At 40.1% G+C, this 24,461-nt stretch carries 23 protein-coding genes and 4 tRNA genes; 20 read left to right on the top strand and 7 right to left on the bottom strand.

Annotation, left to right across the window (positions count from 1 at the left end; genetic code table 11):
• Positions 1 to 36: 36 nt before the first annotated feature.
• A complete protein-coding gene (locus ACFPU1_RS11380) occupies positions 37 to 1,362 on the top strand; it encodes a DEAD/DEAH box helicase (RefSeq protein WP_385941199.1) in 1,326 nt (441 codons plus the stop codon).
• A 32-nt stretch (positions 1,363 to 1,394) separates the two neighbouring features.
• Complete coding sequence (locus tag ACFPU1_RS11375) at positions 1,395 to 2,285, top strand: deoxyribonuclease IV (protein WP_054635467.1); 891 nt, start codon at positions 1,395 to 1,397, stop codon at positions 2,283 to 2,285.
• 184 nt (positions 2,286 to 2,469) lie between these two features.
• On the opposite strand, the gene ACFPU1_RS11370 is transcribed toward ACFPU1_RS11375, so the two are convergent.
• Positions 2,470 to 2,727 (bottom strand): DUF2624 family protein, encoded by a 258-nt coding sequence (locus tag ACFPU1_RS11370; RefSeq protein WP_054635466.1) that lies wholly within the window; start codon positions 2,725 to 2,727, stop codon positions 2,470 to 2,472.
• A 208-nt stretch (positions 2,728 to 2,935) separates the two neighbouring features.
• Here ACFPU1_RS11370 and ACFPU1_RS11365 point away from each other — a divergent pair, with 208 nt between their 5' ends.
• The 4 genes from ACFPU1_RS11365 (at position 2,936) to ACFPU1_RS11350 (ending at position 7,306) form a co-directional block, all read left to right on the top strand.
• Complete coding sequence (locus ACFPU1_RS11365; protein ID WP_385941196.1) at positions 2,936 to 4,312, top strand: two-component system sensor histidine kinase NtrB; 1,377 nt, start codon at positions 2,936 to 2,938, stop codon at positions 4,310 to 4,312.
• A gap of 250 nt (positions 4,313 to 4,562) precedes the next feature.
• Complete coding sequence (locus ACFPU1_RS11360; RefSeq protein ID WP_385941194.1) at positions 4,563 to 5,315, top strand: metal ABC transporter ATP-binding protein; 753 nt, start codon at positions 4,563 to 4,565, stop codon at positions 5,313 to 5,315.
• Complete coding sequence (locus tag ACFPU1_RS11355) at positions 5,315 to 6,175, top strand: metal ABC transporter permease (protein WP_385941192.1); 861 nt, start codon at positions 5,315 to 5,317, stop codon at positions 6,173 to 6,175. Before ACFPU1_RS11360 ends, ACFPU1_RS11355 begins: the two co-directional genes overlap by 1 nt.
• Before the next feature lie 447 nt (positions 6,176 to 6,622).
• Positions 6,623 to 7,306, top strand: a complete 684-nt coding sequence (locus ACFPU1_RS11350) for a lytic transglycosylase domain-containing protein (RefSeq protein WP_385941189.1) — start codon at positions 6,623 to 6,625, stop codon at positions 7,304 to 7,306.
• Between the two features lie 35 nt (positions 7,307 to 7,341).
• Here ACFPU1_RS11350 and ACFPU1_RS11345 read toward each other — a convergent pair whose 3' ends face one another.
• The gene (locus ACFPU1_RS11345; RefSeq protein ID WP_385941186.1) at positions 7,342 to 9,453 is read right to left on the bottom strand and encodes an RNA degradosome polyphosphate kinase; all 2,112 of its coding nucleotides are present in this window, start codon (positions 9,451 to 9,453) and stop codon (positions 7,342 to 7,344) included.
• Between the two features lie 51 nt (positions 9,454 to 9,504).
• Positions 9,505 to 11,064 (bottom strand): Ppx/GppA phosphatase family protein, encoded by a 1,560-nt coding sequence (locus ACFPU1_RS11340; RefSeq protein ID WP_385941183.1) that lies wholly within the window; start codon positions 11,062 to 11,064, stop codon positions 9,505 to 9,507.
• Positions 11,065 to 11,353: 289 nt separating this feature from the next.
• On the opposite strand from ACFPU1_RS11340, the gene ACFPU1_RS11335 reads away from it, so the two are divergent.
• The 4 genes from ACFPU1_RS11335 (at position 11,354) to ACFPU1_RS11320 (ending at position 14,359) form a co-directional block, all read left to right on the top strand.
• Positions 11,354 to 12,130, top strand: coding sequence for a metal ABC transporter ATP-binding protein (locus tag ACFPU1_RS11335; RefSeq protein WP_054635460.1), 777 nt, complete (start codon positions 11,354 to 11,356; stop codon positions 12,128 to 12,130).
• A gap of 3 nt (positions 12,131 to 12,133) precedes the next feature.
• Positions 12,134 to 13,003 carry a metal ABC transporter permease gene (locus ACFPU1_RS11330; protein WP_385941181.1) on the top strand — a complete coding sequence of 290 codons (870 nt, stop codon included), beginning with the start codon at positions 12,134 to 12,136 and terminating at the stop codon, positions 13,001 to 13,003.
• A 72-nt stretch (positions 13,004 to 13,075) separates the two neighbouring features.
• Positions 13,076 to 13,909: a metal ABC transporter permease gene (locus ACFPU1_RS11325; RefSeq protein ID WP_385941178.1), complete on the top strand. Its 834-nt coding sequence runs from the start codon at positions 13,076 to 13,078 to the stop codon at positions 13,907 to 13,909.
• 15 nt (positions 13,910 to 13,924) lie between these two features.
• Entirely contained in the window at positions 13,925 to 14,359 is a 435-nt protein-coding gene (locus tag ACFPU1_RS11320; RefSeq protein WP_385941175.1) for a Fur family transcriptional regulator, read from the top strand.
• A 44-nt stretch (positions 14,360 to 14,403) separates the two neighbouring features.
• On the opposite strand, the gene ACFPU1_RS11315 is transcribed toward ACFPU1_RS11320, so the two are convergent.
• On the bottom strand, positions 14,404 to 14,982 hold the full coding sequence (locus tag ACFPU1_RS11315) for a hypothetical protein (protein ID WP_385941172.1): 579 nt from the start codon (positions 14,980 to 14,982) through the stop codon (positions 14,404 to 14,406).
• A 127-nt stretch (positions 14,983 to 15,109) separates the two neighbouring features.
• Between ACFPU1_RS11315 and ACFPU1_RS11310 the strand changes: the two genes are divergently transcribed.
• Positions 15,110 to 15,601 carry a DUF4190 domain-containing protein gene (locus ACFPU1_RS11310; RefSeq protein ID WP_385941169.1) on the top strand — a complete coding sequence of 164 codons (492 nt, stop codon included), beginning with the start codon at positions 15,110 to 15,112 and terminating at the stop codon, positions 15,599 to 15,601.
• A gap of 45 nt (positions 15,602 to 15,646) precedes the next feature.
• On the opposite strand, the gene ispG is transcribed toward ACFPU1_RS11310, so the two are convergent.
• On the bottom strand, positions 15,647 to 16,756 hold the full coding sequence (gene ispG / locus ACFPU1_RS11305; protein ID WP_198153420.1) for a flavodoxin-dependent (E)-4-hydroxy-3-methylbut-2-enyl-diphosphate synthase: 1,110 nt from the start codon (positions 16,754 to 16,756) through the stop codon (positions 15,647 to 15,649).
• A gap of 158 nt (positions 16,757 to 16,914) precedes the next feature.
• Positions 16,915 to 17,304 carry a hypothetical protein gene (locus tag ACFPU1_RS11300; RefSeq protein WP_054635454.1) on the bottom strand — a complete coding sequence of 130 codons (390 nt, stop codon included), beginning with the start codon at positions 17,302 to 17,304 and terminating at the stop codon, positions 16,915 to 16,917.
• A 235-nt stretch (positions 17,305 to 17,539) separates the two neighbouring features.
• Between ACFPU1_RS11300 and ACFPU1_RS11295 the strand changes: the two genes are divergently transcribed.
• Both ACFPU1_RS11295 and ACFPU1_RS11290 read left to right on the top strand, forming a co-directional pair.
• Positions 17,540 to 18,427 (top strand): DUF1002 domain-containing protein, encoded by an 888-nt coding sequence (locus ACFPU1_RS11295; RefSeq protein ID WP_385941166.1) that lies wholly within the window; start codon positions 17,540 to 17,542, stop codon positions 18,425 to 18,427.
• Positions 18,428 to 18,650: 223 nt separating this feature from the next.
• Positions 18,651 to 19,295: an NfeD family protein gene (locus ACFPU1_RS11290; protein WP_385941163.1), complete on the top strand. Its 645-nt coding sequence runs from the start codon at positions 18,651 to 18,653 to the stop codon at positions 19,293 to 19,295.
• A 137-nt stretch (positions 19,296 to 19,432) separates the two neighbouring features.
• On the opposite strand, the gene ACFPU1_RS11285 is transcribed toward ACFPU1_RS11290, so the two are convergent.
• A complete protein-coding gene (locus tag ACFPU1_RS11285) occupies positions 19,433 to 20,209 on the bottom strand; it encodes a DUF1189 domain-containing protein (protein WP_054635451.1) in 777 nt (258 codons plus the stop codon).
• 264 nt (positions 20,210 to 20,473) lie between these two features.
• Between ACFPU1_RS11285 and ACFPU1_RS11280 the strand changes: the two genes are divergently transcribed.
• From ACFPU1_RS11280 to ACFPU1_RS11250, 7 genes are all read left to right on the top strand, one after another.
• Entirely contained in the window at positions 20,474 to 22,099 is a 1,626-nt protein-coding gene (locus ACFPU1_RS11280) for a Na/Pi cotransporter family protein (protein ID WP_385941159.1), read from the top strand.
• Between the two features lie 322 nt (positions 22,100 to 22,421).
• Positions 22,422 to 22,907: a DUF456 domain-containing protein gene (locus ACFPU1_RS11275; protein WP_385941156.1), complete on the top strand. Its 486-nt coding sequence runs from the start codon at positions 22,422 to 22,424 to the stop codon at positions 22,905 to 22,907.
• Between the two features lie 194 nt (positions 22,908 to 23,101).
• Positions 23,102 to 23,176: transfer RNA gene (locus ACFPU1_RS11270), tRNA-Asn, on the top strand.
• A gap of 3 nt (positions 23,177 to 23,179) precedes the next feature.
• Positions 23,180 to 23,256: transfer RNA gene (locus ACFPU1_RS11265), tRNA-Met, on the top strand.
• 14 nt (positions 23,257 to 23,270) lie between these two features.
• A tRNA-His gene (locus tag ACFPU1_RS11260) sits at positions 23,271 to 23,346 on the top strand.
• A gap of 12 nt (positions 23,347 to 23,358) precedes the next feature.
• Positions 23,359 to 23,435: transfer RNA gene (locus tag ACFPU1_RS11255), tRNA-Ile, on the top strand.
• 297 nt (positions 23,436 to 23,732) lie between these two features.
• On the top strand, positions 23,733 to 24,344 hold the full coding sequence (locus ACFPU1_RS11250) for a superoxide dismutase (RefSeq protein ID WP_054635449.1): 612 nt from the start codon (positions 23,733 to 23,735) through the stop codon (positions 24,342 to 24,344).
• Positions 24,345 to 24,461 lie beyond the last annotated feature (117 nt).

Genomic DNA, 24,461 nt, shown 5'->3' with positions numbered 1-24,461 from the left:
GAAATATAGGTATTGAAAAAGAAAGGCGGAAACAAAGTGAAAGCATTTGAACGATTTGGCTTACCCCCATTTCTTATACAAGCATTACAAAAACAAAACATTCAAAAACCGACCGAAATACAAGAGAGGCTGATTCCTGCTATCAAAAATGGCAAGGATGTTATAGGGCAGTCGCAGACGGGGTCAGGAAAAACCCTTTCCTTTCTGCTTCCGCTTGTATCTGGAATTGATACAAAAAAAAATTACACTCAAGCTGTGATCACAGCTCCGACAAGAGAGCTTGCCGGCCAGCTGTACGATGAATTACTGAAGCTTCTTGGAGAAGACAAGGAGGAGGAAATTACATCAAGGCTGGTGGTAGGCGGAACTGACCGACTTCGTACAATGAATAAATTGAAAAATCAGCCCCATATCGTTATTGGTACACCAGGGCGTCTTCATGATATGGTCAAAAGCCAGGCTCTGGATGTTCATAAAACAAAATTCTATGTTGTAGATGAAGCTGATCAAATGCTGGACATGGGTTTCATTGAACAGGTGGACCAGGTTGCTTCCAATATGCCAGAAGATTTACAGATGATGGTCTTTTCAGCTACTATTCCTGAAAAGCTTCAGCCATTTTTAAAAAAATATATGAGCCAGCCACGTCATGTGCACGTGAAGCCCGAGGAAGCCACTCCATCAAAAATCGATCATTATTTAGTGCCTCTCCGCCATCGGGACCGGACGGAATTGACAGTGAAGGTTGCAGCGTCGTTAAATCCTTATCTTGCCATCGTTTTTACGAATAAAAAAGAAGAAGCCGATGAAGTGTTTGCTGCGATGGTAGAAGAAGGGCTGAATGTGGACTTGCTTCATGGGGGTATTGCCCCCCGTCAACGAAAACAAGTGATGAAGCGGGTGAATGATGCTTCCGTTCAGTATCTGGTTGCTACTGACTTAGCTGCCCGTGGAATCGATATTAAAGGGGTCACTCATGTCATCAATTATGCTCTTCCAAAGGAGCTTGAATTTTATGTCCACCGTGTTGGACGTTCAGCTAGAGCCGGTCATACTGGAGAAGCGTATACTCTTGTAGAAAAAAATGAGCAGGAGCCTCTGCAAAAGCTCGCTAAAAAGAGAATCTCATTTGAGTATAAAGATTTAAGACGGGGAGAATGGGTCTCTGTAGAAAATATGACTGTGACAAAGAAAAACCGGACAAGGTCAACAGCTTCACCGGCCGCCGGCATGAAACCGGCCACGGGCACAAAAAAACCGAAAAAGGTTAAGCCTGGATATAAGAAAAAAGCGAAGCAGCAATTTGCACAAGAGGCTAAACGACAAAGAAGAATTGAAACGAAGAGAAACAACAAAAAATAATACAGGTTTACAGTGAAACGGGAGAGATAACTATGCTTTTAGGATCACACGTGTCAATGAACGGGAAAAAGATGCTTTTAGGATCAAGTGAGGAAGCTGCATCCTATGGTGGAACGGCTATGATGATTTATACAGGAGCTCCTCAGAATACAAGAAGAAAACCAATAGAAGAACTTAATATTGAGGCTGGAGTAGCGCATATGGCTGAACACGGGGTAAACGAGGTAGTGGTGCATGCCCCATATATAATCAACATTGGGAATACATCAAAGCCTGAAACCTTTGAACTTGGCGTCAACTTTCTTCGTTCGGAAATAGAAAGGACGGAAGCGCTTGGGGCTACCCAGATTGTTCTTCATCCGGGTGCACATGTGGGAGCAGGAGCAGACAAAGGAATAAAGAAAATTATAGAGGGACTAAATGAAGTGATTGATCCCCAGAGTAAGGTACAAATTGCTTTGGAAACCATGGCAGGAAAAGGATCTGAATGCGGCCGATCTTTTGAGGAGCTGGCTCAGATTATTGACGGAGTTACTCATAATGAGAGATTGTCCATATGCTTTGATACATGCCACACTCATGATGCAGGTTATGACATTGTAAATGATTTCGATGGAGTCTTAGATGAGTTTGACCGATTGATCGGTATTGACCGGTTAAAAGTTCTTCACATCAACGACAGCAAAAATGAGTGCGGGGCAGCAAAGGACCGTCATGAAAACATAGGGTGCGGTTATATAGGATTTGAGGCGTTGAATTATATTGTTCATCACCCCTCCTTTACAGAGGTTCCTAAGATCCTTGAAACTCCTTATGTTGGAACAGATAAGAAAAATAAAAAACCACCTTACAAATTTGAAATCAATATGCTGAAGGAAAAAGCATTTAACGAAAATTTAAAAGACGAAGTATTTAACCAGTAAAGCGTATAACATCATCTTAAAGAAAAAAAGACCGGGACAAAACCCGGCAAAAGGGAAGAGCCCTCACCACGGTGAGAGCTCTTTTTTGTATTCTATTGGTTGATTGTTCAAAGGTCCACTCGCATACACCTAAAGGCACAAGTGCGACATCCGTTCAAGCTTTCTTCGGAAAAAGACTCCACAATTATTGGATATACTGAGCAAAAAGGGCTTCAAGCAGTTCTCCAGTTGCCGGTGAAACGTTGCTCTTTGCTTTATGAAGCACAGCATGAAGTGATTGCTTATCATTAAAATCCCATGGCTCTGTTTTTACAAGCGTCAGGAGCTTAACCGCTTCCTCTCTGCTTACTGTTACCCCATATTGCTGGCCGTAAGCCATAACATCCTGAGGTGTCATCTGAGCAATATGTTGTTTAACCACCTGCTGAAAAAAAGGATTCATTAAGAGCCTCCTATAGTTTCAATTCATAATAATATATGATATGCATGTTATCTTGAAGTGTCGCTCTTTTTAGTGCGGAGTTTATAAATTTTACCAAAAAGAGTAGGCAAGCACTCTGTCATTTAGTATAATCAAAAATAAGAGTAATAAAATGGAAAGAAATTGGCAGTGAAATATGATTGATTGGTTTCATTGAGGAGGGGGTAATATGTACCAATCATTATATACAGCGGAAATTGAGGGGTTTGAAGACGAATTCAAGGAAGTCTCTTCGGAGTGGCGTTTTGTATTAGCAAATGACGGTGAAGTGATATCGTTAAATGACGAGGCGGCAAGGTGGTTTCAACGGGGGAAAAGCTTTTTTCTTCATTTAGACGAAGAAGAATGTAAGAAAGCAATTATTTTGTTGAAGTCAATTTTTCTTCAGGGAAAGATCTTTGAATTTAATTTAACACATCAATTCGACTCTCACATATTTACAGTTTCCTACAACGGAAAGTATAAAAACGGAAAGTTTTTTCTCTTAGGATCCCTGCGTCATAATCCAAAGCCAGATACCCTCTATGGCATGTGGGATCAGGAAGTCCTTCCTCATTTCATCCATCCTTATGTTATTCTCGATCATGATTTAATGATTTCTAAACATAACAATGAATTTGCAAGCTTTTTAGGCATAGATAGTGTAGAAAAAAGGCTGTCAGCATACAAAGAAGATGAGAATCATCGTGCTTTTTATATCACTTCCTTTGCAGAAGAAGTTTTTCTGGAAAAAAAGCCTCTTGTAAAAGACTACAATAATGAATCTAAAGGGGATTATTTCAGGCTGAAAGGTATCTATCTGCCAGAAAGGTATAGTGTACTTATTTTCATCTATGATCAGTCCTTTGAAAAGCGCTATAATCATTTGCTGCTTTTTCAAAATCAAATGGAATCTGTATCACATTTATCTGCTGGTGTAGCTCACGAGCTTCGCAATCCATTGTCAGTGATTAAAGGTTTTCTTCAGCTTTCTTCTTTAACCAACAGCTATGATAAATACTCGTCCACCATTTTATCTGAAGTAGACCGTATGAATGGCATCATTGAAAACTTTCTTTCCATGGCGCGCAGGAACATAAAAAAAGAGGTACAAAATCCTGCTAAACTCCTCCATAGTATAGCTGATATTATACACTCTGAGTGTTTAATGAAGGGAATAAACTTTACCTTTGATATTTATCAGGGAACAGAAGAAATTAAAGTGAATGATTCCTCTTTAAAGCAGGTAGCTTTAAACGCATTACGCAACGCTATGGAAGCATTTACTCAAAAGAATAAGAATAATTGCTTCTCTTTAAAAAGTTTTGTTGAAAAGGGAGAATACTGGATAGTTATTAAAGATAACGGGGATGGCATTCCGAAGGACATCCTTAAAAAATTAGAGGCAGGGAAACCTTTCTTCACTACGAAAGATCAAGGGACAGGTATAGGTATTCCTCTTTGCAAAACAATCATGCAAGATCATAATGGAACATTTACCATCAAAAGTGATCCTGATTCTGGGACAAGTATTGTTCTAACATTTCCCTTAGTGAAAAATTACTGAGCTGTATTAAATATGTGACCAACAGGAAGGGCAAATGATGTTTGCAAAAACAATCATTTGCCCTTATAATTTATGTAAATGGATAAAAAGTTTCCTGAAGGAAACTTTTTATAGTTGAATAACACATTTTTGTAATGCTCGCATATAATAAAATACAAATAGAGGTATTCTTTTTTTTATCAGGAAAAGTTGGTCTTGCGCAAAAAAAGTTTACTCGGTAAAGTTATGACTTGATTGGGGGAGTGAACTCATGAGTGAAACAGTAAAAGTAGAAAACATCTCAGTATACTATGATCATCACCCTGCCATACAAAACATTTCCTTTTCATCTAAAAAAGGCATATTGACTGGCGTTATTGGTCCAAACGGAGCGGGGAAGTCCACATTGATGAAAGCATTGCTGGGATTGGAAAAAACAACCGGCGGAAAGATAGAAGTGTTAGGAGAGAAAGTAGAAAAAGTCAGAAAAAAACTGGCTTATGTTCCCCAGAGAAGTGACATTGACTGGGACTTTCCTGTTCTGGTTGAAGATGTAGTATTAATGGGGCGATATGCCCATCTTCCGTGGTATAAAAAAATAGGAAAGAATGAAAAGAAAAAAGCGCGTGAGGCTCTTGAAAAAGTAGGGATGGAAAGTTACAGTAAACGCCAGATTGGCGAGCTTTCAGGTGGGCAACAGCAACGTGTGTTCATAGCGAGGGCATTAGTTCAGGATGCTGAAATTTTCTTCCTTGACGAGCCTTTTGTTGGAATTGATGTAAAATCTGAAGAAATTATTATTAATCTGTTGCGGAATTTAAAGGGGAATGGAAAAACAATTTTTGTTATTCATCATGATTTAAGTAAGGTAGAAAGTTATTTTGATAACCTGTTGTTGATCAATCAAAAACTTATTGCATATGGCCCTTCTCAGGAAGTGTACGATCCGGAAAGGCTCAGTGAAGCCTATAAAGGAAGCCTCCACTTATTCTCAGATGATAAAGTCATGGTGGTGGGGAATTGATGAACCAGGTTGCAAATTTCATTGATCAGCTCCTTCGTTATCCATATTTGCAGCAGGCTTTTATTGCTGCAGTGCTTGTAGGGATTATTTGCGGCATTATTGGCTGCTATATTATTTTGCGTGGAATGGCCTTGATGGGGGATGCCATCTCTCACGCTGTTCTACCTGGTGTGGTTATTGCTTATATGATAGGTGTAAGCTATTTTATTGGGGCTGTCATAACGGGAGTATTAACAGCCCTGGCTATAGGTTACGTATCTCAAAACAGTCGAATTAAAGATGATTCGGCAATAGGAATTATGTTTACCGCAGCCTTTGCTCTCGGGATCATTTTAATTACCGGCCTAAGAGGTACAGGAGTGGATCTTTGGCATATTCTGTTTGGAAATGTGCTGGCCGTGTCAACAACTGACCTTTGGTTGATTTTTTCGATTGGAATTCTCATTTTCATTTTGATTTTTGTTTTTTACAGACCTTTATTGTTAAGTACATTTGACCCTACCATGGCAAAAGCTACAGGACTAAATGTTAAGTATATTCACTATGGATTAATGCTTATGCTTTCTTTTGTCACAGTCGCATCCCTGCAGACGGTTGGGATTGTCCTTGTTGTCGCCATGCTGATTACTCCAGGAGCTACCGCCTACCTTCTTACAGACCGTTTTCAAATTATGCTGATCCTCTCCCCGATTTGCGGTGCTTTAGCAGGAGTAGTCGGATTGTTTGTTTCTGTGGTATATGATGTAGCTTCAGGGGCTTCTATAGTGTTAGCTGCTACTGCCTTTTTCATGTTAGCCTTTCTCTTTTCTCCAAAGCAGGGCATAGTTATTAAGTTTTTCAGGGCTAGGCAGCACGCTTAAGTAAGTTATACATTTTTTGATTTTTATATGGCATAAAATTTACGAAAAAGCAGTTTCTTTCAAATGCTGTTGTCTTTCACCTCATTTCATTTTCGTAATTTTCTGCAGCGAAAAAAAGGCCGCAAATCCTCTGGCAAGAGGTCTGCGGCCTTCTTTATGTTTTAAAGGGAGTCATCAGCTCTTGTTTCCTTGTTCATTCATATTTCGAACCAGGGGAGGAGAGGTTACAAAGGTTTCCTTTAAAGACAGAATTTCTTGCATGAAGGAAGACACTATCTCATTGAAAAGGCTTCTCTGCATCAATGATTGGTTGTTTACTCACGCTAAAAGAAGGGAAAAAGCTTACTTGTACCATGCTTACTGTTAAGTTTTGGTGGTTGATTTCAAAGATCTATTCAATTAGGATATAGGAATTGACTACGACTTAAGTAATGATGGAGGTAATATATGAGCAGCTTACATTTCCTTGTTATGCTTTTATTCTTTTCAGCCATAGACGAACAGCAAGTAGAACAGAGAATGGAACTGTTGGAAGAGAAAAGTAAAGCCTTGCAAGAGGCTGAAAATATCGTAGAAAAAGAGCTTTTCTTTTTGGAAGATTCTGACGAAGTCGTGTTTGATCTTAATTACCAAACGTGGCTGGAAGCTAGAGAAACGGCTAAACACCTTTATGACGATTCTAATGAAAACTTTAAGATGGAGTGGGGGGTTTTTCTGGCTCATCAAGCTAAGAAAAGAGAAATCGACCCGTTTTTGATATTTGAACTCCTCAGGGTAGAAACTGGAGACACATTTGATCCTTCCCTTGTGGGACCTGAAACAAGGTATGGAAAAGCATATGGTATGGGGCAGTTTATGAAAAATACTGGTCCCTGGATTGCTGAAAAAGCTGACTTGCCCTATGAGGATGATCTGCTTTTTAACCCATTTTACTCTATTCAGTTATCAGTCCTTTATTTAGACTATTTATATGATAAATATGATGACTGGGATCATGCCTTAACAGCTTATCACCGGGGAATGGGCGGCCTGCAGGCGTATATTAAAGATAATGGTGATGCTAAGAGCTGGTATGCTGTTGAAATTCAGGAAAACGCCGAGAATCAAGAATCTGCTGTTGCCTACCAATAACATACCCCGTTCCCATAAATTTGGGACGGGGTACGTTATTCCTCATCTTCCTCTATAAAACGAGAAGCCCATTCAAAAAATAACAACTGGCTTTGAACGGTTGGTTCCCTGCTTTCTTTTTCTACATAATGATATTCACCATTAGAATTCTGCTCCCTGGCTTTCACATTATCTTGTAACGTAACTGAAAGAATTTCTTTTAAGCGGAAAATGAGAACTGGGGATAAAATAGGAAAAAGAATTTCAATTCTTCTCTCCATGTTCCGTGTCATCCAGTCAGCAGAGGAGAGAAATATCTTTTCCTCGCCACCTTGATGAAAATAAAAAATCCTGCTATGTTCCAGAAAACGGTCAACAATACTTCTCACACGAATGTTTTCGCTGACTCCTTTAATTTGAGGCCGTAAGGAACAAATCCCTCTGACAATTAGGTCTATGGAAACGCCTGCTTGGGAGGCTTCATAGAGCTTGATAATGATAGGTTTATCGGTCAGTGAATTCATTTTGGCAATGATTCGGCCATTTCCATGTTCCTTGTGATACTCGATTTCTTTTTCAATTAAAGATAAAAACGTTTCTCTAATTTCAAAAGGTGCGGTTGATAACCTGTGCCACTCTGGCTTTTCAGAATAACCGCTTAAGTGATTAAAAAAGTTTGTGGCATCAATTCCAAACTTTTCATCTGAAGTTAAAATCCCCATGTCTGTGTAAAGCTTTGCCGTGGCATCATTGTAGTTTCCTGTACCGAGATGGACATAGCGCCTGATTTTGTTTTTTTCTTTCCTGACGATTAATGTGATCTTACTGTGTGTCTTTAACCCGGTAATACCATATAAAACATGAACCCCGGCCTTTTCAAGTCGTTTTGCCCATTGAATGTTATTTTCTTCATCAAATCGAGCTTTCAGCTCTACTAGTACGGTTACCTGCTTGCCATTTTCAGCAGCCCGTTCAAGGGCTGCAATAATTTGAGAATCACCGCTGACTCGGTATAATGTTTGTTTAATAGCAAGAACTGCAGGATCGTCGGCTGCCTTTGAAATAAAATCAATTATTGGCTGAAAAGATTCATAGGGATGGTGGAGAAAGATATCCTTTTTTGATACAGCATCAAAAATATCGTCTTCTCCCAATAAATCTTCAGGCGGCTGAGGTATAAAAGCCTGGTTAACCAAGTGTTCGAAGTCAGGTGCCAGCTCTTTTGTAAATTTAAATAAAAAGCTTAAGTCAAGAGGCCCTTTAACCATGTAAACGTCCCGGTCATGGATTTCCAGGGCTGAAGTTAAAAAAGATAGAACCTCATCTTTTATGACCCCTTCTTGTACTTCAAGACGCACTGCCGCTCCCCATTTTCGCTTTTTCAATTCTTTTTCTATTTCACGGAGGAGGTCTCTGGCCCCTTCTTCTAAAATTGTCAAGTCTGCGTTACGTGTGATCCTGAAAGGACAGACCGTTTTTATTTGATAACCTGAAAATAATTTGTCTATAAAGTGTGTAATAACCTTTTCCAGTAATATAAACTGCCTGTTTCTGTTACGCGAAGGGAGTTGGATAAACCTGGAAAGGACAGAGGGAACCTGCACAATAGCGAGGGATTCCTTTTGGTTTTTCCCCTTAGGCTCTAATAACACCGCCAGATTAATACTTTTATTAAGAAGCATTGGAAATGGGCGGTAAGCATCTACGGCCATTGGTGTGAGAACAGGGAAAATATAATTATCAAAATGATTTTCTAAAAACTGAATCTGAGTTTCAGTTAATTCTTCAGTGGATAAGAACTCTATGCCTTCATGAAATAGAAGGGGAAGCATGGTTTCATTGTAGAGATTGTCCTGAAGTTTAACTAACGAATGGTTTTTATCAGCGATACGTTTCAGCTGTTCTTTAGGGGTATAGGCAGCTTTATTTTCAGGTTTGTTAAATCCTGCCTTTACCTGATCCTTTAAACCAGCCACACGAACCATAAAAAACTCATCAAGATTAGAGCTGAATATAGCTAAAAATTTTAAGCGTTCCAGCAAAGGGTTTCTTTCGTCGATTGCCTCTTCGAGAACTCGTTCGTTAAAGGCAAGCCAGCTTAATTCACGGTTATTATAATAGGAAGGGTCATTTAAGTCAGTGTGCCTCTCTATATTATTTTCTCGCATGCAGACTCCACCTTTCTAGGGCAGCGAAACAATTGACTATAGTGTCCTCTTTTATACTTTATGATAAGAGCTTTCTTCTCTATGAAAGTATAATGAGATTTTTTTCCCCAATGTTTTTTCAAGATGCTTTTTGTATTTCTCGCTTTTTATTTCTTCAAAATACGGGCTGGCTCCTGGTGTACAATACAGATGAATCGCTATATTTTTTCCATCGCGCCTTGTGTCAAGATGAGTAATAACGTTTCGTCTCGTCCTATTGAGTGAATAAGCCAGTTTTAAGATGCTTCCTAATAGTTCGTACCGTTGTAATAATCGCTGAGATACATACCGTTTATACGGCGTTGCAAATTGCTGAAGATATGATTGCGATTTAAAAGAAGAAATAAACGCAATGGCCAGCCTTTCTTGATGGGAAATACCATCAATTGATCTGTTGGTCAGTAAGTAAAATGTATGCTGCACACTTGCTTCGTCATCAATGTACTCACCCATATAAAGCACTTTCGCGCTTGTTTTCAGTAAATAAACGTTGGTTTCCTGTTTCAAGTAATAAGGAAGGTGATTTTCCAGTTGACTGTATAGTTGCTCAGCTAGACGGGACACTTCTGAGATATGGTCATGCTGAATTTCATATTCCCTGCCTAGTTGATAAAAGCTTTCCTCGGTTACATTAGGGAAAAGTTTGTTTTCTTCATCACGGAGTATCTCTTCAAATAATAAGCCGTCACGTAGTCCTTTATTGCTCATGATAAAAAAAGGAGACTTGCTGTATTCCATAAGCCCCTGAATGACCCGGACTGCCGGAACAATGATATCAGCCCGGTCTTTCGATAATCCTTCAATATCTGCTCTTTTACTTAAAGGGGTCTGTTCTAAAAGACGTAGAGTACTTTCCACTTGTTTAGGAGCCATAGAATATTGATGAAGGCCGGCAAGGGGATATTTTTCTTTTCTTTGATGAATCAGTGCCATGTTTCTGGCACTTCCTCCTATGCCTATGACAGGTACTTTTTTATTTTTCAGCCAAGGTATTTTAGCAAATTCATTTTTTAAAAAACGATAAAACTGTCGGGGGTTGGCCTGTCTGTTTCCATCTTCCCCGTAAAATTGTTTTTTTAACGTCAGAGCCCCAAAAGGGAAGCTGTGTGAGTAAATAAGTCTGCGGTGATGAAAATAGGTGACTTCAGTGCTTCCACCGCCGATATCTACAGTAATCCCCTCACGCAGAGAGGTGGAATTGACAACAGCCAAATATCCGTAGTAAGCTTCTTCTTTTCCCGATAATACTCTTACATAAAGAGAAGTTTCCTTATGAATAAAATCAAGGATATCTTGCTGATTGACCGCATTTCGAATGGCAGCTGTAGCAGCAACTTTTACTTTGGTTACATGGTGGTGCTGAATGATTTCTTCAAACTGTATAAGCGCTGATTTCAGTACCTCAAACCCTTCAGGGGTTAAACGGCCATCCAGGTCAATATGGGAGCTGAGGCGTGCCACTTGTTTTAAGTTATGTAACTGGCGGTATCTTTTTTGGTCGTCTATTTTGTGAATCACTAATCTAATTGAATTGGAACCGATGTCCAGTACGCCGACCTTCTCTTTTTTCATGTTTACCACTTCCTTCTTGGATTGATATCCTGTTTATTGTTTAGTATGACTGTAACTCTTGAGAAGAAATCAAAAAAACAGCTCAAAAAAGTGGATGTTTGACAAGAAGAGGAAACTGAGCTGCAAAGTCAGTTGTTTACAGGAAAAACTCAATCAGTTATACTCATTTAAGTAAATAAATCGTAATGGTTCTTAAAGTTTGATTTGGGCACTGGTCTTTCACATGAAACATATACGAAAAATATATATTTGTATAGCGAAAAAGCTGCAAATTAGGAGGATCTCTATAATGGAGGCAAAAGAACAATCCAATGTAATTGATATAAGTAATCTTTCCTTTCATTATGGCTCACGAAACGTATTGGAGGATATTTCTTTAACCATTTCTCGTGGTACATTTTTAGGATTAGTAGGACCAAACGGTTCTGGAAAATCCACCTTGGTTAAATGCCTCTTAGGTTTACTAACCCCTCATCATGGTGAGGTTTCATTATTTGGAAAACCTCTTGAAAAATTTAAAGACTGGGACCGGGTAGGCTTTGTGTCCCAGAAAGCTAACAGCTTTAATGCGGGATTTCCAGCTACGGTTTTTGAAGTCGTATCCATGGGTTTGTTTGGAAAGATTGGTTTATTTCGTTTTTTAAACAAAGCTCATAAGCAAAAAGTTAAAGAAGTAATTGAGAGTGTGGGAATGGGAGAGTACCTCCATCAGAACATTGGGGAACTTTCAGGGGGGCAGCAGCAGCGGGTGTTTATAGCGAGAGCTTTAGTCAGTGACCCGGACCTTCTTATCCTTGATGAACCAACCGTAGGAGTAGACGCCCAAAGTGTTCAGAGCTTTTATAATATGCTGAGCTATTTAAATAAAGAAAAGAATATTACCCTTGTACTCATTACTCATGATATAGGGGCGATGACAAGCTATGTGACAGATGTTGCCTGCTTAAACAAGTATTTGCATTTTCATGGTACTTCTCAGGATTTTGAAAAAGAGCAAAACCTATCGGCTTTTTACGGGCATGAGGTTGACCTGATTACGCACAACCACGGGCATGGGGGACATTAATTCATGCTTGATGTTTTTTTTCGTTATGAGTTTTTGCAAAATGCGTTAATTACAGGTATTATGATCGGTTTTCTGGCGCCGGTTTTAGGCGTTTTCCTTGTAGTCAGGAGAATGTCTTTGATTGCTGATGCCTTATCACACATTACCTTAACCGGAATAGCTTTTCATTTATTACTTGCCAATCACTTTGTATATTTTTCTCTTCTTTCCCCCCTTTATATGGGAATGGCATTTTCAGTGGCCGGTTCTTTGCTGATTGAAAAACTCAGGGGCTTTTATACTTATTACAAAGAATTAGCCATCCCTATCATCCTTTCAGGAGGGATAGGACTAGGAGTTGTATTCATTTCATTAGCAGACGGTTTTAACAACGATCTATTTAATTATTTATTTGGCAGTGTTATTGCTGTAAGCAGAGGGGATCTATGGACAATTACAGTTATAACCGCTGTAGTTACTGCTGTTTTAATTTTATTTTATAAAGAACTGTTTTTTCTTTCCTTTGATGAAGAACAGGCCACGGTAGCCGGACTGCCAAAGCGTTTCATTTATTTTATTTTTATAGTTCTAGTTGCATTGGTTATTGCAGCATCCATGCAGATTGTAGGAATATTGCTGGTTTCTTCTCTTATGTCACTCCCGGTCGCTGCTGCGATGCAGGTTGCAAAAGGGTTTAAGCAGATGTTTTTTTATTCAGTCCTTTTCGGAGAAACTTCTGTAATAACGGGACTGGTGTCAGCTTACCATCTGGATTTAGCGCCTGGAGGGACGATTGTCATGATCGCTGTTATTCTTCTCCTTCTGGCTATGGGAGCAAGAAGGCTGGCCGGATGGCAATTTACAGGAGTAACGAAGGTGAAGAACACAATGTAGATGGTGTTCGTTGTTTTCGAATTCTTTCTCTTGTACAATAATGAAGGAACTAAATGAGAGTAGGAATTGAATATGGATTTTTTATTTGGGGATCTAACCTTTATTCAAAGAGGCGTTCTGGCCGCTTTGATTGTAGGTTTTATTTGTCCGCTTCTCGGGTCTTTTTTACTGGTGCGGCGAGTAACGATCATTTCTGAATCGTTGTCTCATGTAACGCTGACAGGTATTTCAGCGGGGGTGTTAATGGGGCAGACGATGCAATTTATGGATGTTAATCCTTTATACAGCGGACTGCTGTTTGCGCTCATAGGATCTCTTCTTATTGAAAAATTAAGGCAGGAATACAGACACTTTCAGGAGCTGGCCATTCCTATTATATTATCAGCGGGAATAGGACTAAGCGCGATTTTAATCAGTATTGCTCAAACTGGCTACACAGAATGGTTTAATTATTTATTTGGCAGTATCGTCTCTGTTACACAGGAAGATTTATTATTTATTATAATAACTGCATTCGTCGTGCTCCTGATTATGATCTTCTTTTTTAAGGAATTTATCTCTATATCCTTCGATCAGGAATATGCAAAAGTATCAGGGATTTCTCTTAAAGGAATGAACTTTTTATTTTCACTGCTCGTTGCCTTAGTGATTTCAATGTCGATGAAGGTTGTTGGAATCCTCCTGGTAGGAGCATTAATTGCACTGCCTGTTGCTGCAGCTATCAGGGTAGCAAAAAGCTTCAAACAAGTCATGCTTCTAGGAGTGCTGTTCGGTGAAGCAGCCATTTTGTCAGGCGTATATATTTCTTATCATATGGATATCGCTACAGGGGGCACGATTGTAATGTCAGCGATGTTTATTTTAGCCATTGTTGCATGCTTGCAAATGATTTTCTCGAGGAGTTAACCGGAGGGAGTTTGTATGAATTTAGAAAAGGCCTTGGATCGACTTAAAGAACAAGGGTATAAGTATACAGGGAAAAGGGAAATGATTGTCTCTTTGTTTGCCGAGGAAAAGCGTTACCTGTCAGCGAAGGATGTTCTTACTCACATGCAAAAGGAATACCCTGGAGTCAGCTTTGATACCGTATATCGTAATCTTTCCTTATTCACAGACTTGGAAATTTTGGAAACGACTGAGCTTGAAGGAGAGAAGAAGTTTCGGTTCAGCTGTTCTACTCCCCATCACCATCATCATCTCATATGCATGGAATGCGGAAAGACAAAACACATTCACGCTTGTCCTATGGAACATTTAGGCACACCATTCGATGAGGAATTTAGCGTGACCGGGCATAAATTTGAGGTATATGGTTATTGTGCAGATTGTAAAAATAACAGTAAAGCAAACGTATAAGCAAAAAGAGGCAGCCTGCAAACAGAGCAGAGACTGCCTTTTTTTTATCGGTTTTTTGTCCAATTGTCCACCCATAGTTTTGCTTCTTGCCAATTTTGCACTCTTTGTACATTGGCTGGCACAGGTTTGCGATTATAAGGTGTATCCAGGAGGACGACAGGTATCTGGCATTCCTCGGCAATATTGCACGCATTATCATGTTTATCTTCAAAAAATAGATGTACTTGATGTTTTTTGATTGATTCAATTTTGTCGTGCTGACCGATTAATTCAATGTGATGGTATGGAAGGTTGTGAGTATTAAACCATTCCATGGTAGCTTCATGAAGATGGTGACCGCGGGCACTGATGTAAATCATTTTATGGTTCTTATTCCACTCAAGAAGAGCTTGTTCAACCTTATGAGCCAATACAGCATTTGAATAAATACTTTTCTCATGAATTTTCATCCATTTCCAAAATTCCTGCTGACTGACATTCAGCAAGCTTGTTAAATCATATTCTGTGATATCCTCAAGAGTAATATCAACCTGGAAATGTTTGTTGAGATAAGGTACAAAAGTGGCTGGGTCAGTGACAGTACCGTCAATATCTAAACCAAATGTTAACTTTTTTTCAGTCATTTGTTGAAATTCACTCCTAAATAATTTCTAATTATTCTCTGATATGCTCATCCTTTACAGCTTTAAGGAAGCTTCCCTCCGCACATACTAAGACTGCTCTCTACAGAGTAAGGAAGGAGGGATAACAGTGGATGAAATGAATCAGAAAAACGAAAATAACAAAGGTCAATTAGGGCCAAGTGATAACACAATGGCTGAAGGATACGAGGGTCCAAGAGAAGACCTCTTTGACGAAGAACAGCTCTTTGATGAAGAACAGAGCATCGATGAAGAGCCGGACTTTGAAGAGGAGGATTACACCCAGGAAACCGCTGCAGAAGTGGGGACGTGGGGAGTAGGCAATAGAGCAAATTTAGCTGAGCCTGAAAGAGAAGAAGAAGAGCAGGTAACAACCCGTGATAGTGACGTGACTGATGATACTGTAGGACGGGGTGTAGGTATTGCAGCTCTACTTGCTTCCATTCTTTCCCTGTTCTTTTTACCCATTTTACTTGGAGGTGCAGGTATCGTTGTCGGATTTATTGCTGCACGCCAAGGGGCAACAGGATTAGGATACTGGGCGGTAGCTGTCGGTGCCTTCTCTATTCTTATGACTGTCTTTTTCGGACCTTTTTTCTAGCTAAATAAGCAGTGCCCTCACGCGTGAGGGCACTTTTGTTTTTATTTAAGATGAAGACGATGCAGCTTCTTTTTTCTCTTTTTCTTTTTTATAATGTTCTTCTGCTATTTTGTCTACTTCCTTTTTCAGTTCCTCAACCATTGTTGCTTCAGGGACCTTGCGGACAATTTCTCCGTGTCTGAATAAAAGTCCTTCTCCTCTTGCCCCGGCAATCCCGATATCAGCTTCCCGTGCCTCACCTGGTCCGTTTACTGCACAGCCGAGCACAGCCACTTTAATGGGAGCTTTAATCGTTGAGATATAGTCCTCAACCTCATTTGCTATGCTGATAAGATCGATTTCAATTCTTCCACAAGTTGGACAAGAAATAAGAGTGGCGGCATTGGCAGCCAAACCAAAGGATTTCAACAGCTCACGGCCAACTTTTATCTCCTCTACAGGGTCAGCACTCAGGGAGATTCGAAGAGTATTGCCGATCCCCTTGCTCAGGATCGCTCCCAGACCAGCAGCACTTTTAATTGTGCCGGCAAATTTAGTGCCTGATTCTGTAATTCCTAAATGCAGAGGGTAAGAAAAAGCTTGAGCAGCTTTTTCATAGGCTTCAATGGCTAAATTAACATCTGAAGCCTTCATTGACACAATAATGTCATGGAAGTCTAAATCTTCCAGGATTTTAATGTGGTGAAGGGCACTTTCCACCATACCGTCAGCTGTAGGATATCCGTACTTTTCCAGAATCCGTTTTTCAAGAGAACCGGCATTCACACCTATACGAATAGGGATGTTCTTTTCTTTGGCAGCTTTTACTACTGCTTCGACTTTCTCTTTTCTTCCAATGTTTCCAGGGTTAATACGAATTTTGTCGGCGCCGCCTTCAATGGCTTTCAAAGCCATTTTATAGTCAAAATGGATATCAACAACCAATGGAATGTTGATTTGCTTTTTTATTTCTGGAATGGCTTCTGCATCACGCATTTCCGGGCAGGCAACTCGGACAATTTGACAGCCTGCTTCTTCGAGTCGGTGAATTTCTTTAACGGTTGCTTCCACGTCATGTGTTTTCGTTGTTGTCATGCTTTGGACGATAACTTCGTTGTTTCCTCCAATGACTAGGTTCCCAACCTTTACAGGACGGGTGTTCGTACGGTGGACAATCTGGGTCATGAATGAATACGCCCCTTTATATTTTCAAAGATATATTCTGTGTCAGTATTCTTATTTATACTGCCATAAAATTTCAAACGAATACAACGTTATTGTATCAGCGCCATGATTTGTTTGGCAAGAAAAATAAAGAGGCGCTTTTTATCAGGTCAGGGGCTGTAGGTTGGAAACCAGTATGTTTGGTCAATCTGGATTTCTTCAGGCAAGATGTCATTGTTTAACCTTGAAAAGTCATGGGAGACCTGCTGAATACTCGCAGGCACGGGCCCTTCATGAAGCTGTTCCACTATGGAAAGCACAGTTTGTCCAGGTTCTACAGTAACTTCCACAGCCGATTCATTGAAAGAACTATCTGGCAGGGGGCGCGGAGATTCTTGTTCATTTTGTTCTTCCTCATTCTTTTCTTCTTCAGTTTCTGTTGCTTCAGCTTGAGGAGGGGCGGGTTCCTCAACGACTGTCGGAAGAGTCCCGACAGTAAGGTCGTAATAAACGGCTATAATAGCAATAACAATAAGCAGAAAACCGAATAATTTTCTCATGAAACCACCTCCAATACACTTTCTTAAAGCCATTGAGGAGACCTGTGAGCAGGGGATATAATAAGGAAATTCTTCCAATAACTAAAAAGTCCTTTATAAAATATGGAAATAAAAGCAAAAGTCAAAAGAGGGTGAAAAAGTATGAAATTCTCTTCCCTTTTATAGCGCCATGTGGTAAGTATTTTTATAGGGATGATATATATAAATCATCTTCCTAATGAAAAGGAGAGAAAAAATGAAAACACAAGTATTAAGCTGGATGGCACTGCTGCTTCTAGTCATTGGAATGATTACCATGCCTGGCACCGCCAAGGGGGATGCTGTGCCCGGGGAAGAGATTATTACGTTAGGAGAAGACTTGAGCCCTGATGATAGAACCAGACTGCTTGAAGAAATGAGTGCAGATGAAAATGATACAATTATATATGTAAGTAATGAGGAAGAACATAGATATTTAGGAGATTACATCAGCGCAAGTCAAATCGGTACAAGAGCTTTGTCTTCCACAAAAATTACCCTTACAGAGGAAGGCAGCGGTCTGAACGTTGAAACGAATAACATCAATTGGGTTTCAGAAGGCATGTATGCAAATGCTTTAGTTACCGCCGGGGTTAAGGATGCGGATATCTATGTAACAGCACCATTTCAAGTGTCGGGAACTGCTGCGTTAACAGGCCTTATCAAAGCCTATGAAGTACAGGCGGATGTGGTTATACCTGAAGAACAAAAGAAAGTGGCTAACGAGGAAATGGTTCGGACGGCAGAACTTGGGGAGAGAATTGGCACAGAAGAAGCCACTGAATTGATCACCAGGATTAAAGAAGAGATCGGCAGACAGTCGGTCGAATCTGAAGAGGACCTTCGGGCTTTAATTATTAATATCTCAAATGAGTTGAATATTACCTTAAACGAAGAAGAGGTTAATGGCCTGGTTTCCCTTTTTGACCGGATGCAAGATTTAAATATTGACTGGAACCAGGTGCAGGATCAAATTTCAAAAGTACGTAACAATTTAGATGATTTTCTAAATCGAGAGGATACTCAATCCTTTATCGCAAGTTTTCTTGATTTTATTAACCAGCTAATTGACTCAGCAAGAGGATGGTTGTCCTCTGAATCATAAGTAATAAATAGGTAAGAGAGGCAGTTGAAATCTTCAAGAGAAGAGATCCTGCCTCTCTTTTGAATTTTCAGGGGGGAGAGGCAGACAGCCGAAACCAAAAGGAGTGCCAGCCGTATATAATATAAATAAGAAAAATACTATCAATGGTGTCTCTGCGATGGTTCATGGTATGCTTTTAGTAAGAGTGAGAAGCAATAATAAGTGGAGAGAAAGGAGTGCTTCTATGGACTGGTTAGATAATGCCAGTGTTGGTTTTTTAGTTGTTTTTTTAGGTACGTTGTTTCTGGTTGGGGAACTGTTAGTGAAAATGAGAGGCTTATTCGCTGTTATTGGAATAGTTCTTATGAGTCTTTTCTTTGCTTATCACATAGATGCGGCATCTGGCTTGTGGATCGTACTTTTATACGGAGCGGGCCTTGGTTTAATCATTTTTGACGGAAAAGTGACTGGCGATGGCACCATTGCACTGTTAGGTGCTTTGATGATGATTATGGGTATAGCTGTTCCAGCTCCCGGATTTTTGTATGGATCTTTGGCGGCCATGGGCTTTATCCTTGGTGCATTAGCCTCAACTTTCTTTTTGAGGGTTTTCTCAAGAAGAGAGCTATGGTCGAAAATTACTTTGAAAGACAAAATGACAGGAGACCTTGGATATAATTCCATAAATGAAACATATAAGGATCTTGTAGGGCAAAAAGGCAAAACCATGACTGATTTCCGGCCTATTGGAACAATAGATATTGATGGCAGTCAATACAGTGCTACCAGCGGCGGCCAATGGATTAAAGCAGGGGAAGAAATAGAGGTAATTGAAGTGGATGGTACGCGAATTCTCGTAAAGAAACTAGAAGAACAGAAAGAAAGTTAAAAAAGGGCGGCTGTTAAGAATTTCTTTCTCAACAGCCGCCCTTTTGGGGTATTTTTTACATAAGGGTTTGTGCCTGCCAGTATAGTCTGAGAGCGGCCCTCTTTTTTTCAGGCTCCAGTGTCAGGTTTCCCAGAGAATTATGAAGCGGCTGGCTTTTTCGGTTTCGGAAGGCGCCTGTAGGCTGCAAAAAGCATAATAAATGCTATGGCCCAGTAAACAGTGAAGGAAAATGGAAGAGCAATACCTGCTGCATCAATAATGGCGAGAACCAAAGTAGGAAGTGTTACAGCGTATGCACTCATGATCCAAATGTTACGGTAAGGCAGGCGAATAGCCACTTTTCTCCTCAGTAATAAGCCGAAAAGTGAAAGAGAAAATATACCAATAAATTTCATTGCAGTGACAAATAAATAAAGGCCAAGGAGAAACACTGGAATCAGGATAGGCAGCAATCCGCTGACAGTATCCATTAATGAGATAATTTCATCTTTGGTTAAGTGGAGGTTGGCAGCCTGGCCGTAAGAAAAGGACTCTATTGTTCCATCTTCTATAACGACTACTTCCTCTCTTAACAAAGCTATGGCTGGTTCTGTATCTATATCCTCTCTTGAAACAGTGCCAGTTGCATCAAAGATAATTGTATCTCCGTTATCTTCTATGTATAATGGCTCTTCCTGGTCCGCATGGAGAATGCCGTTGCGAAGCTCGAAATCAGGAAGGTCCTCATGCAAAGCCGAGTCAACCTGAGAGGTTAACGTGAGCATGCTCGAGGTAAACGTAATTCCTGCAGGTATGCTTGTGATAAACATAAGAAAAAAGATATAGGAAATAGCTTTTCCAATGCCTGAAAAGCGAAAGGCTGCAATATATTTAGGTGAATATAGGCTGCGTATAAATTGCTGAATCACATTCATAGAAAGGCCTCCATGTAAAAGTCATCTTTATTATTGTATTTCATCAATTCTCTGGGAACAAGTAAAAGGAACCTGCTTACAAAATTAAGAAAAATATATAAAACACAGCGAAAACAGGTGGTTACGGACCATTATCATATTTGAAAGCAAAAAAAGCTGAATAATGCCTTTACAAACTTTGCTATTCACTCAATAATAGACAAGGATGAAAAAAGAATTGTCGAATGACGTTGCTTTTAATTTTTCTTGAAGGGATGAGAATTAGTGGATGTCCAAACGATATTGTTTACATTCTTTGGTGGTCTCGGCATCTTTTTGTTTGGGATTAAATTTATGGGAGATGGCCTTCAAAAAGTAGCAGGTGACCGACTAAGGGAAATTTTGGATAAATTTACGACCAATCCCGTTATGGGTGTAATTGCTGGTCTTTTTGTGACAATCCTACTTCAAACGAGTACCGGAACCACGGTATTAACCATTGGACTGGTTAATGCTGGTTTTATGACTCTCCAACAAGCAATTGGTGTCATCATGGGTGCAAATATAGGGACAACAGTCACAGCTTTTATTATAGGGATTGATATTGCAGCATACGCCTTGCCTATCATCTTTTTAGGAACCTTTTTAATATTCTTTTTCAAAAATAAAAAGGTAAATAACTATGGACAAGTTTTATTTGGGTTTGGAGCCCTCTTTTATGGTCTTACATTAATGGGAGACGGCGTGAGGCCCCTTAGAGATTTCCAGGCATTTGAAGATTTAACAATCAGCATGAGTGAAAACCCTATCCTGGGAGTTATTATTGGTGTTATTTTCACTGTGGCCGTGCAAAGTTCCACGGCTGCTATTGGACTGCTTCAGCAGCTTTATGATCAAGGCGCGATGGAATTGACTGCAGTTCTGCCTGTTTTGTTCGGGGATAATATCGGGACTACTATTACAGCTGTTCTGGCGTCAATTGGGGCATCCCTTGCCGCCAAAAGAGCTGCACTGACCCACGTCATATTTAATCTGTTGGGCACAACAATCGTGCTGATTCTGCTGGTGCCTTATACAGGTTTGATTGCTTACCTTCAGCAGGCACTAAATTTAAATCCGCCAATGACGATAGCATTTGCTCATGGGATCTTTAATGTGTCTAACACATTGATTCAACTTCCATTTGTAGCCGTTCTTGCTTTTATTGTGGTGAAGCTCATACCAGGTAAAGAATATGAAATTGAGTACAAAGCCAAGCACTTAGATCCGGCGTTTATTCAAAGTTCACCGGCTATTGCATTATCCCAGGCGAAGGCTGAGACACTTCGTATGGGTGAATTTGCTGAAAAAGGGCTCGAGGAAGTCAGGCAGTATGTAAAGACCAATCAAAAGAAGCATGCAGAATTGACCACTCAGTTTGAAGAGGCTATCAATAATTTAGATCGAAAGATTACTGATTATCTCATCCGCATATCAGAGCGCTCTCTGTCTGATGACAATTCAAGGCTTCATTCAGTTCTTATGGATACCATACGGGATATAGAGCGCGTGGGCGATCATATGGAGAATGTAATGGAGCTTGTTGATTATCAGTTAACTAATAAAGTATCGCTTTCTGAAGAAGCGATGAATGATTTAGAGGAAATGTTTGACTTGACGATCCACACATTACAAAATTCTCTTTCTGCCCTTGAGCATGAAAACATAGATATAGCAAAAGAATGTGTACTTCAAGAAGAAGAAATTGATAAAATGGAAAGAAAACTTAGGAAAAAACATATCCTAAGAGTAAATGAAGGACGCTGTTCAGGGTCTGCAGGGATCATTTTCGTAGATTTGGTCAGTAATCTTGAACGGATTGGCGATCATGCCGTGAACATTGCTGAAACGGTTATTTCAGAAAATGAATAATAATGTCAGGAGAGGGAGGTTTCCCTCTCTTTTTCTTTGTGAATAAGGGTAGTAAACAACACTTATTAAAGGCTCCTGTAGTGTTCTATGATATTTTCCTTGTTGTCTTATTTACTCAGGCAGACAAATTTTTTCTGAAGTGTTCCATTATGATTTTAATGCCCTCTTACTACGTCTGAAGTCATGCAGGCCGGGCAGAGAATAGGTTATTACGAATTTGAAAAGGGAAAATGGCGGAAACCACAGCATGCCGTTTCCAGTCAGCATGACGTGCCTTAAGGTTTGAAAGACACTATTCATTCAAGATAAAAGGAGGAGACTTATGGAAGGGACTTTACTGGTGCTTGCTGCTATATTTTATTTGCTCGCCTTTGCAGGATTGGTGTATCCAGTGATTCCAGCAGGCGTTGTTTTTGCAGTTTCATTGCTTTTAATAGGATGGGCAGAAGGTTTTGGCTCGTTAGGGATTTTCTTTTGGGTTATTCAAGGGTTTGTTGCGTTTCTGTTATTCGCCATTGATTCATTAATCAGCATTTTTGGAGTAAAGAGGAGTGGAGGATCTAACGCCGCCTTATGGGGAAGTGCGATCGGTCTTATTGTTGGGCCTTTTATTATCCCTGTAGTAGGAGTCCTGGTTGGCGCTCTGGCCGGGGCTGTAATCGGAGAATTAATAACAGGAGGAAAAACGTGGCGTCAAATGGGGAAAGTGGGCTTAAGCTCTGTTGTCGGTTTTGTACTAGGAGTGATTGTAAAAGGAATGATCCTTGTTATGAACCTTGTTTATTTACTATGGGTGTTTCTCTTTTGATTTAATGATTCAGTGCTGGCTTTCTCCCCCTTGTTAGAAGGGGGAAAGTATGCTATATTACTTTTTGCCCAAGAAAAATTTATACCCCGAAAAAACATTTAAAATATTGTTGACGAATGTTAGGTATCCATGGTATTATTTTCATTGTCGCTGAAAGTGATAGAAAAGGTACTTACCACTTTTAAAACAAATATTCCACAGTAGCTCAGTGGTAGAGCTATCGGCTGTTAACCGATCGGTCGCAGGTTCGAATCCTGCCTGTGGAGCCATATGGCGGTGTAGCTCAGCTGGCTAGAGCGTACGGTTCATACCCGTGAGGTCGGGGGTTCGATCCCCTCCGCCGCTACCAATATCATTATTATGGCGGTTGTGGCGAAGTGGTTAACGCACCGGATTGTGGTTCCGGCACACATGGGTTCGATTCCCATCAATCGCCCCATGTCTTGATAAAGGACCCTTAGCTCAGTTGGTCAGAGCAGACGGCTCATAACCGTCCGGTCGTAGGTTCGAGTCCTACAGGGTCCACCATTAAACAAATACCCTTTACAACAGACAAACTTAACCAGTTTGTTTTTTTGTTTTGGAAAAAGAAAAAAATTATAAAACCATACACTTTGTGTTTAACACGGTGGTGGAGAGGGAATGTTACATAAGCTGGACTTCTTAAGAGTCAAGCTAATTTGTTGAAAAAAAAGTAGTGTTTTGGTAACGTTGTATTTGGAAAACTTATGAAACAATCCGATTTCATGAGTCAACCCTTATGCTGGTTTTGGCATCAAGACACAAGAGACTATAATTGTTATCATTCGAAGGAGGAGATTGAACATGGCAAAACATGAACTTCCAGAACTTCCGTATGAACCTAATGCACTAGAACCACACATTGATGAGGAAACGATGAAAATTCATCATGGGAAACATCATAATACTTACGTAACGAAACTTAATGCTGCACTTGAAGGCCAGGACGAACTTGCAAACAAAAGCGTTGAGGAGTTAATCAGTGACTTGGACTCTGTTCCATCTGACATCCGCAATGCAGTAAGAAACAATGGCGGCGGTCACGCTAACCACTCTCTTTTTTGGAACCTTTTAAGCCCTAATGGCGGCGGCGAACCAACAGGAGCACTAGCTGACGCTATCAGCAGCAAGTTTGGAAGCTTCGACAACTTTAAGGAAGAATTCAAAAATGCGGGTATTGGCCGCTTTGGCTCTGGTTGGGCTTGGCTCGTACTTGATAATGGAGAATTAGCGGTTGAAGATACACTAAATCAAGATTCTCCAATCATGGAAGGAAAAACTCCTCTCCTGGGAATTGACGTTTGGGAGCATGCTTACTACCTTAAGTATCAAAACCGTCGTCCTGACTACATCGAAGCATTCTGGAATGTAGTAAACTGGGAAGAAGTAGGAAAGCGTTACGAAGAAGCAAAATAATTTAATGGAAGCCTGCCGATTTATCGGCAGGCTTTTTATATGTACGTTCTGTAAGACTTCAAGGGCTACAAAAGGATATTAATGAATAACCGGATTCTTTAGTGAAACACTACCGGT

The organism is Thalassorhabdus alkalitolerans, assembly GCF_042656525.1.
GTDB classification, from domain to species: Bacteria; Bacillota; Bacilli; order Bacillales; family Marinococcaceae; genus Thalassorhabdus; species Thalassorhabdus alkalitolerans.
Note: the sequence above shows the minus strand (reverse complement) of the source record. Positions and strands in the feature narration are given on the sequence as shown.

Bases quoted from the DNA above. Each gene is read 5' to 3' on its own strand.
- ACFPU1_RS11355 (WP_385941192.1), top strand. From the start codon at position 5,315: ATGAACCAGGTTGCAAATTTCATTGATCAGCTCCTTCGTTATCCATAT.
- ACFPU1_RS11290 (WP_385941163.1), top strand. From the start codon at position 18,651: ATGGACTGGTTAGATAATGCCAGTGTTGGTTTTTTAGTTGTTTTTTTA.
- ACFPU1_RS11340 (WP_385941183.1), bottom strand. From the start codon at position 11,064: ATGAAAAAAGAGAAGGTCGGCGTACTGGACATCGGTTCCAATTCAATT.
- ACFPU1_RS11345 (WP_385941186.1), bottom strand. From the start codon at position 9,453: ATGCGAGAAAATAATATAGAGAGGCACACTGACTTAAATGACCCTTCC.
- ACFPU1_RS11275 (WP_385941156.1), top strand. From the start codon at position 22,422: ATGGAAGGGACTTTACTGGTGCTTGCTGCTATATTTTATTTGCTCGCC.
- ACFPU1_RS11295 (WP_385941166.1), top strand. From the start codon at position 17,540: ATGAAAACACAAGTATTAAGCTGGATGGCACTGCTGCTTCTAGTCATT.
- ACFPU1_RS11320 (WP_385941175.1), top strand. From the start codon at position 13,925: ATGAATTTAGAAAAGGCCTTGGATCGACTTAAAGAACAAGGGTATAAG.
- ACFPU1_RS11325 (WP_385941178.1), top strand. From the start codon at position 13,076: ATGGATTTTTTATTTGGGGATCTAACCTTTATTCAAAGAGGCGTTCTG.
- ACFPU1_RS11315 (WP_385941172.1), bottom strand. From the start codon at position 14,982: ATGACTGAAAAAAAGTTAACATTTGGTTTAGATATTGACGGTACTGTC.
- ACFPU1_RS11330 (WP_385941181.1), top strand. From the start codon at position 12,134: ATGCTTGATGTTTTTTTTCGTTATGAGTTTTTGCAAAATGCGTTAATT.
- ACFPU1_RS11300 (WP_054635454.1), bottom strand. From the start codon at position 17,304: ATGAGAAAATTATTCGGTTTTCTGCTTATTGTTATTGCTATTATAGCC.
- ACFPU1_RS11250 (WP_054635449.1), top strand. From the start codon at position 23,733: ATGGCAAAACATGAACTTCCAGAACTTCCGTATGAACCTAATGCACTA.
- ACFPU1_RS11375 (WP_054635467.1), top strand. From the start codon at position 1,395: ATGCTTTTAGGATCACACGTGTCAATGAACGGGAAAAAGATGCTTTTA.
- ACFPU1_RS11285 (WP_054635451.1), bottom strand. From the start codon at position 20,209: ATGAATGTGATTCAGCAATTTATACGCAGCCTATATTCACCTAAATAT.
- ACFPU1_RS11370 (WP_054635466.1), bottom strand. From the start codon at position 2,727: ATGAATCCTTTTTTTCAGCAGGTGGTTAAACAACATATTGCTCAGATG.
- ACFPU1_RS11360 (WP_385941194.1), top strand. From the start codon at position 4,563: ATGAGTGAAACAGTAAAAGTAGAAAACATCTCAGTATACTATGATCAT.
- ACFPU1_RS11335 (WP_054635460.1), top strand. From the start codon at position 11,354: ATGGAGGCAAAAGAACAATCCAATGTAATTGATATAAGTAATCTTTCC.
- ACFPU1_RS11350 (WP_385941189.1), top strand. From the start codon at position 6,623: ATGAGCAGCTTACATTTCCTTGTTATGCTTTTATTCTTTTCAGCCATA.
- ACFPU1_RS11365 (WP_385941196.1), top strand. From the start codon at position 2,936: ATGTACCAATCATTATATACAGCGGAAATTGAGGGGTTTGAAGACGAA.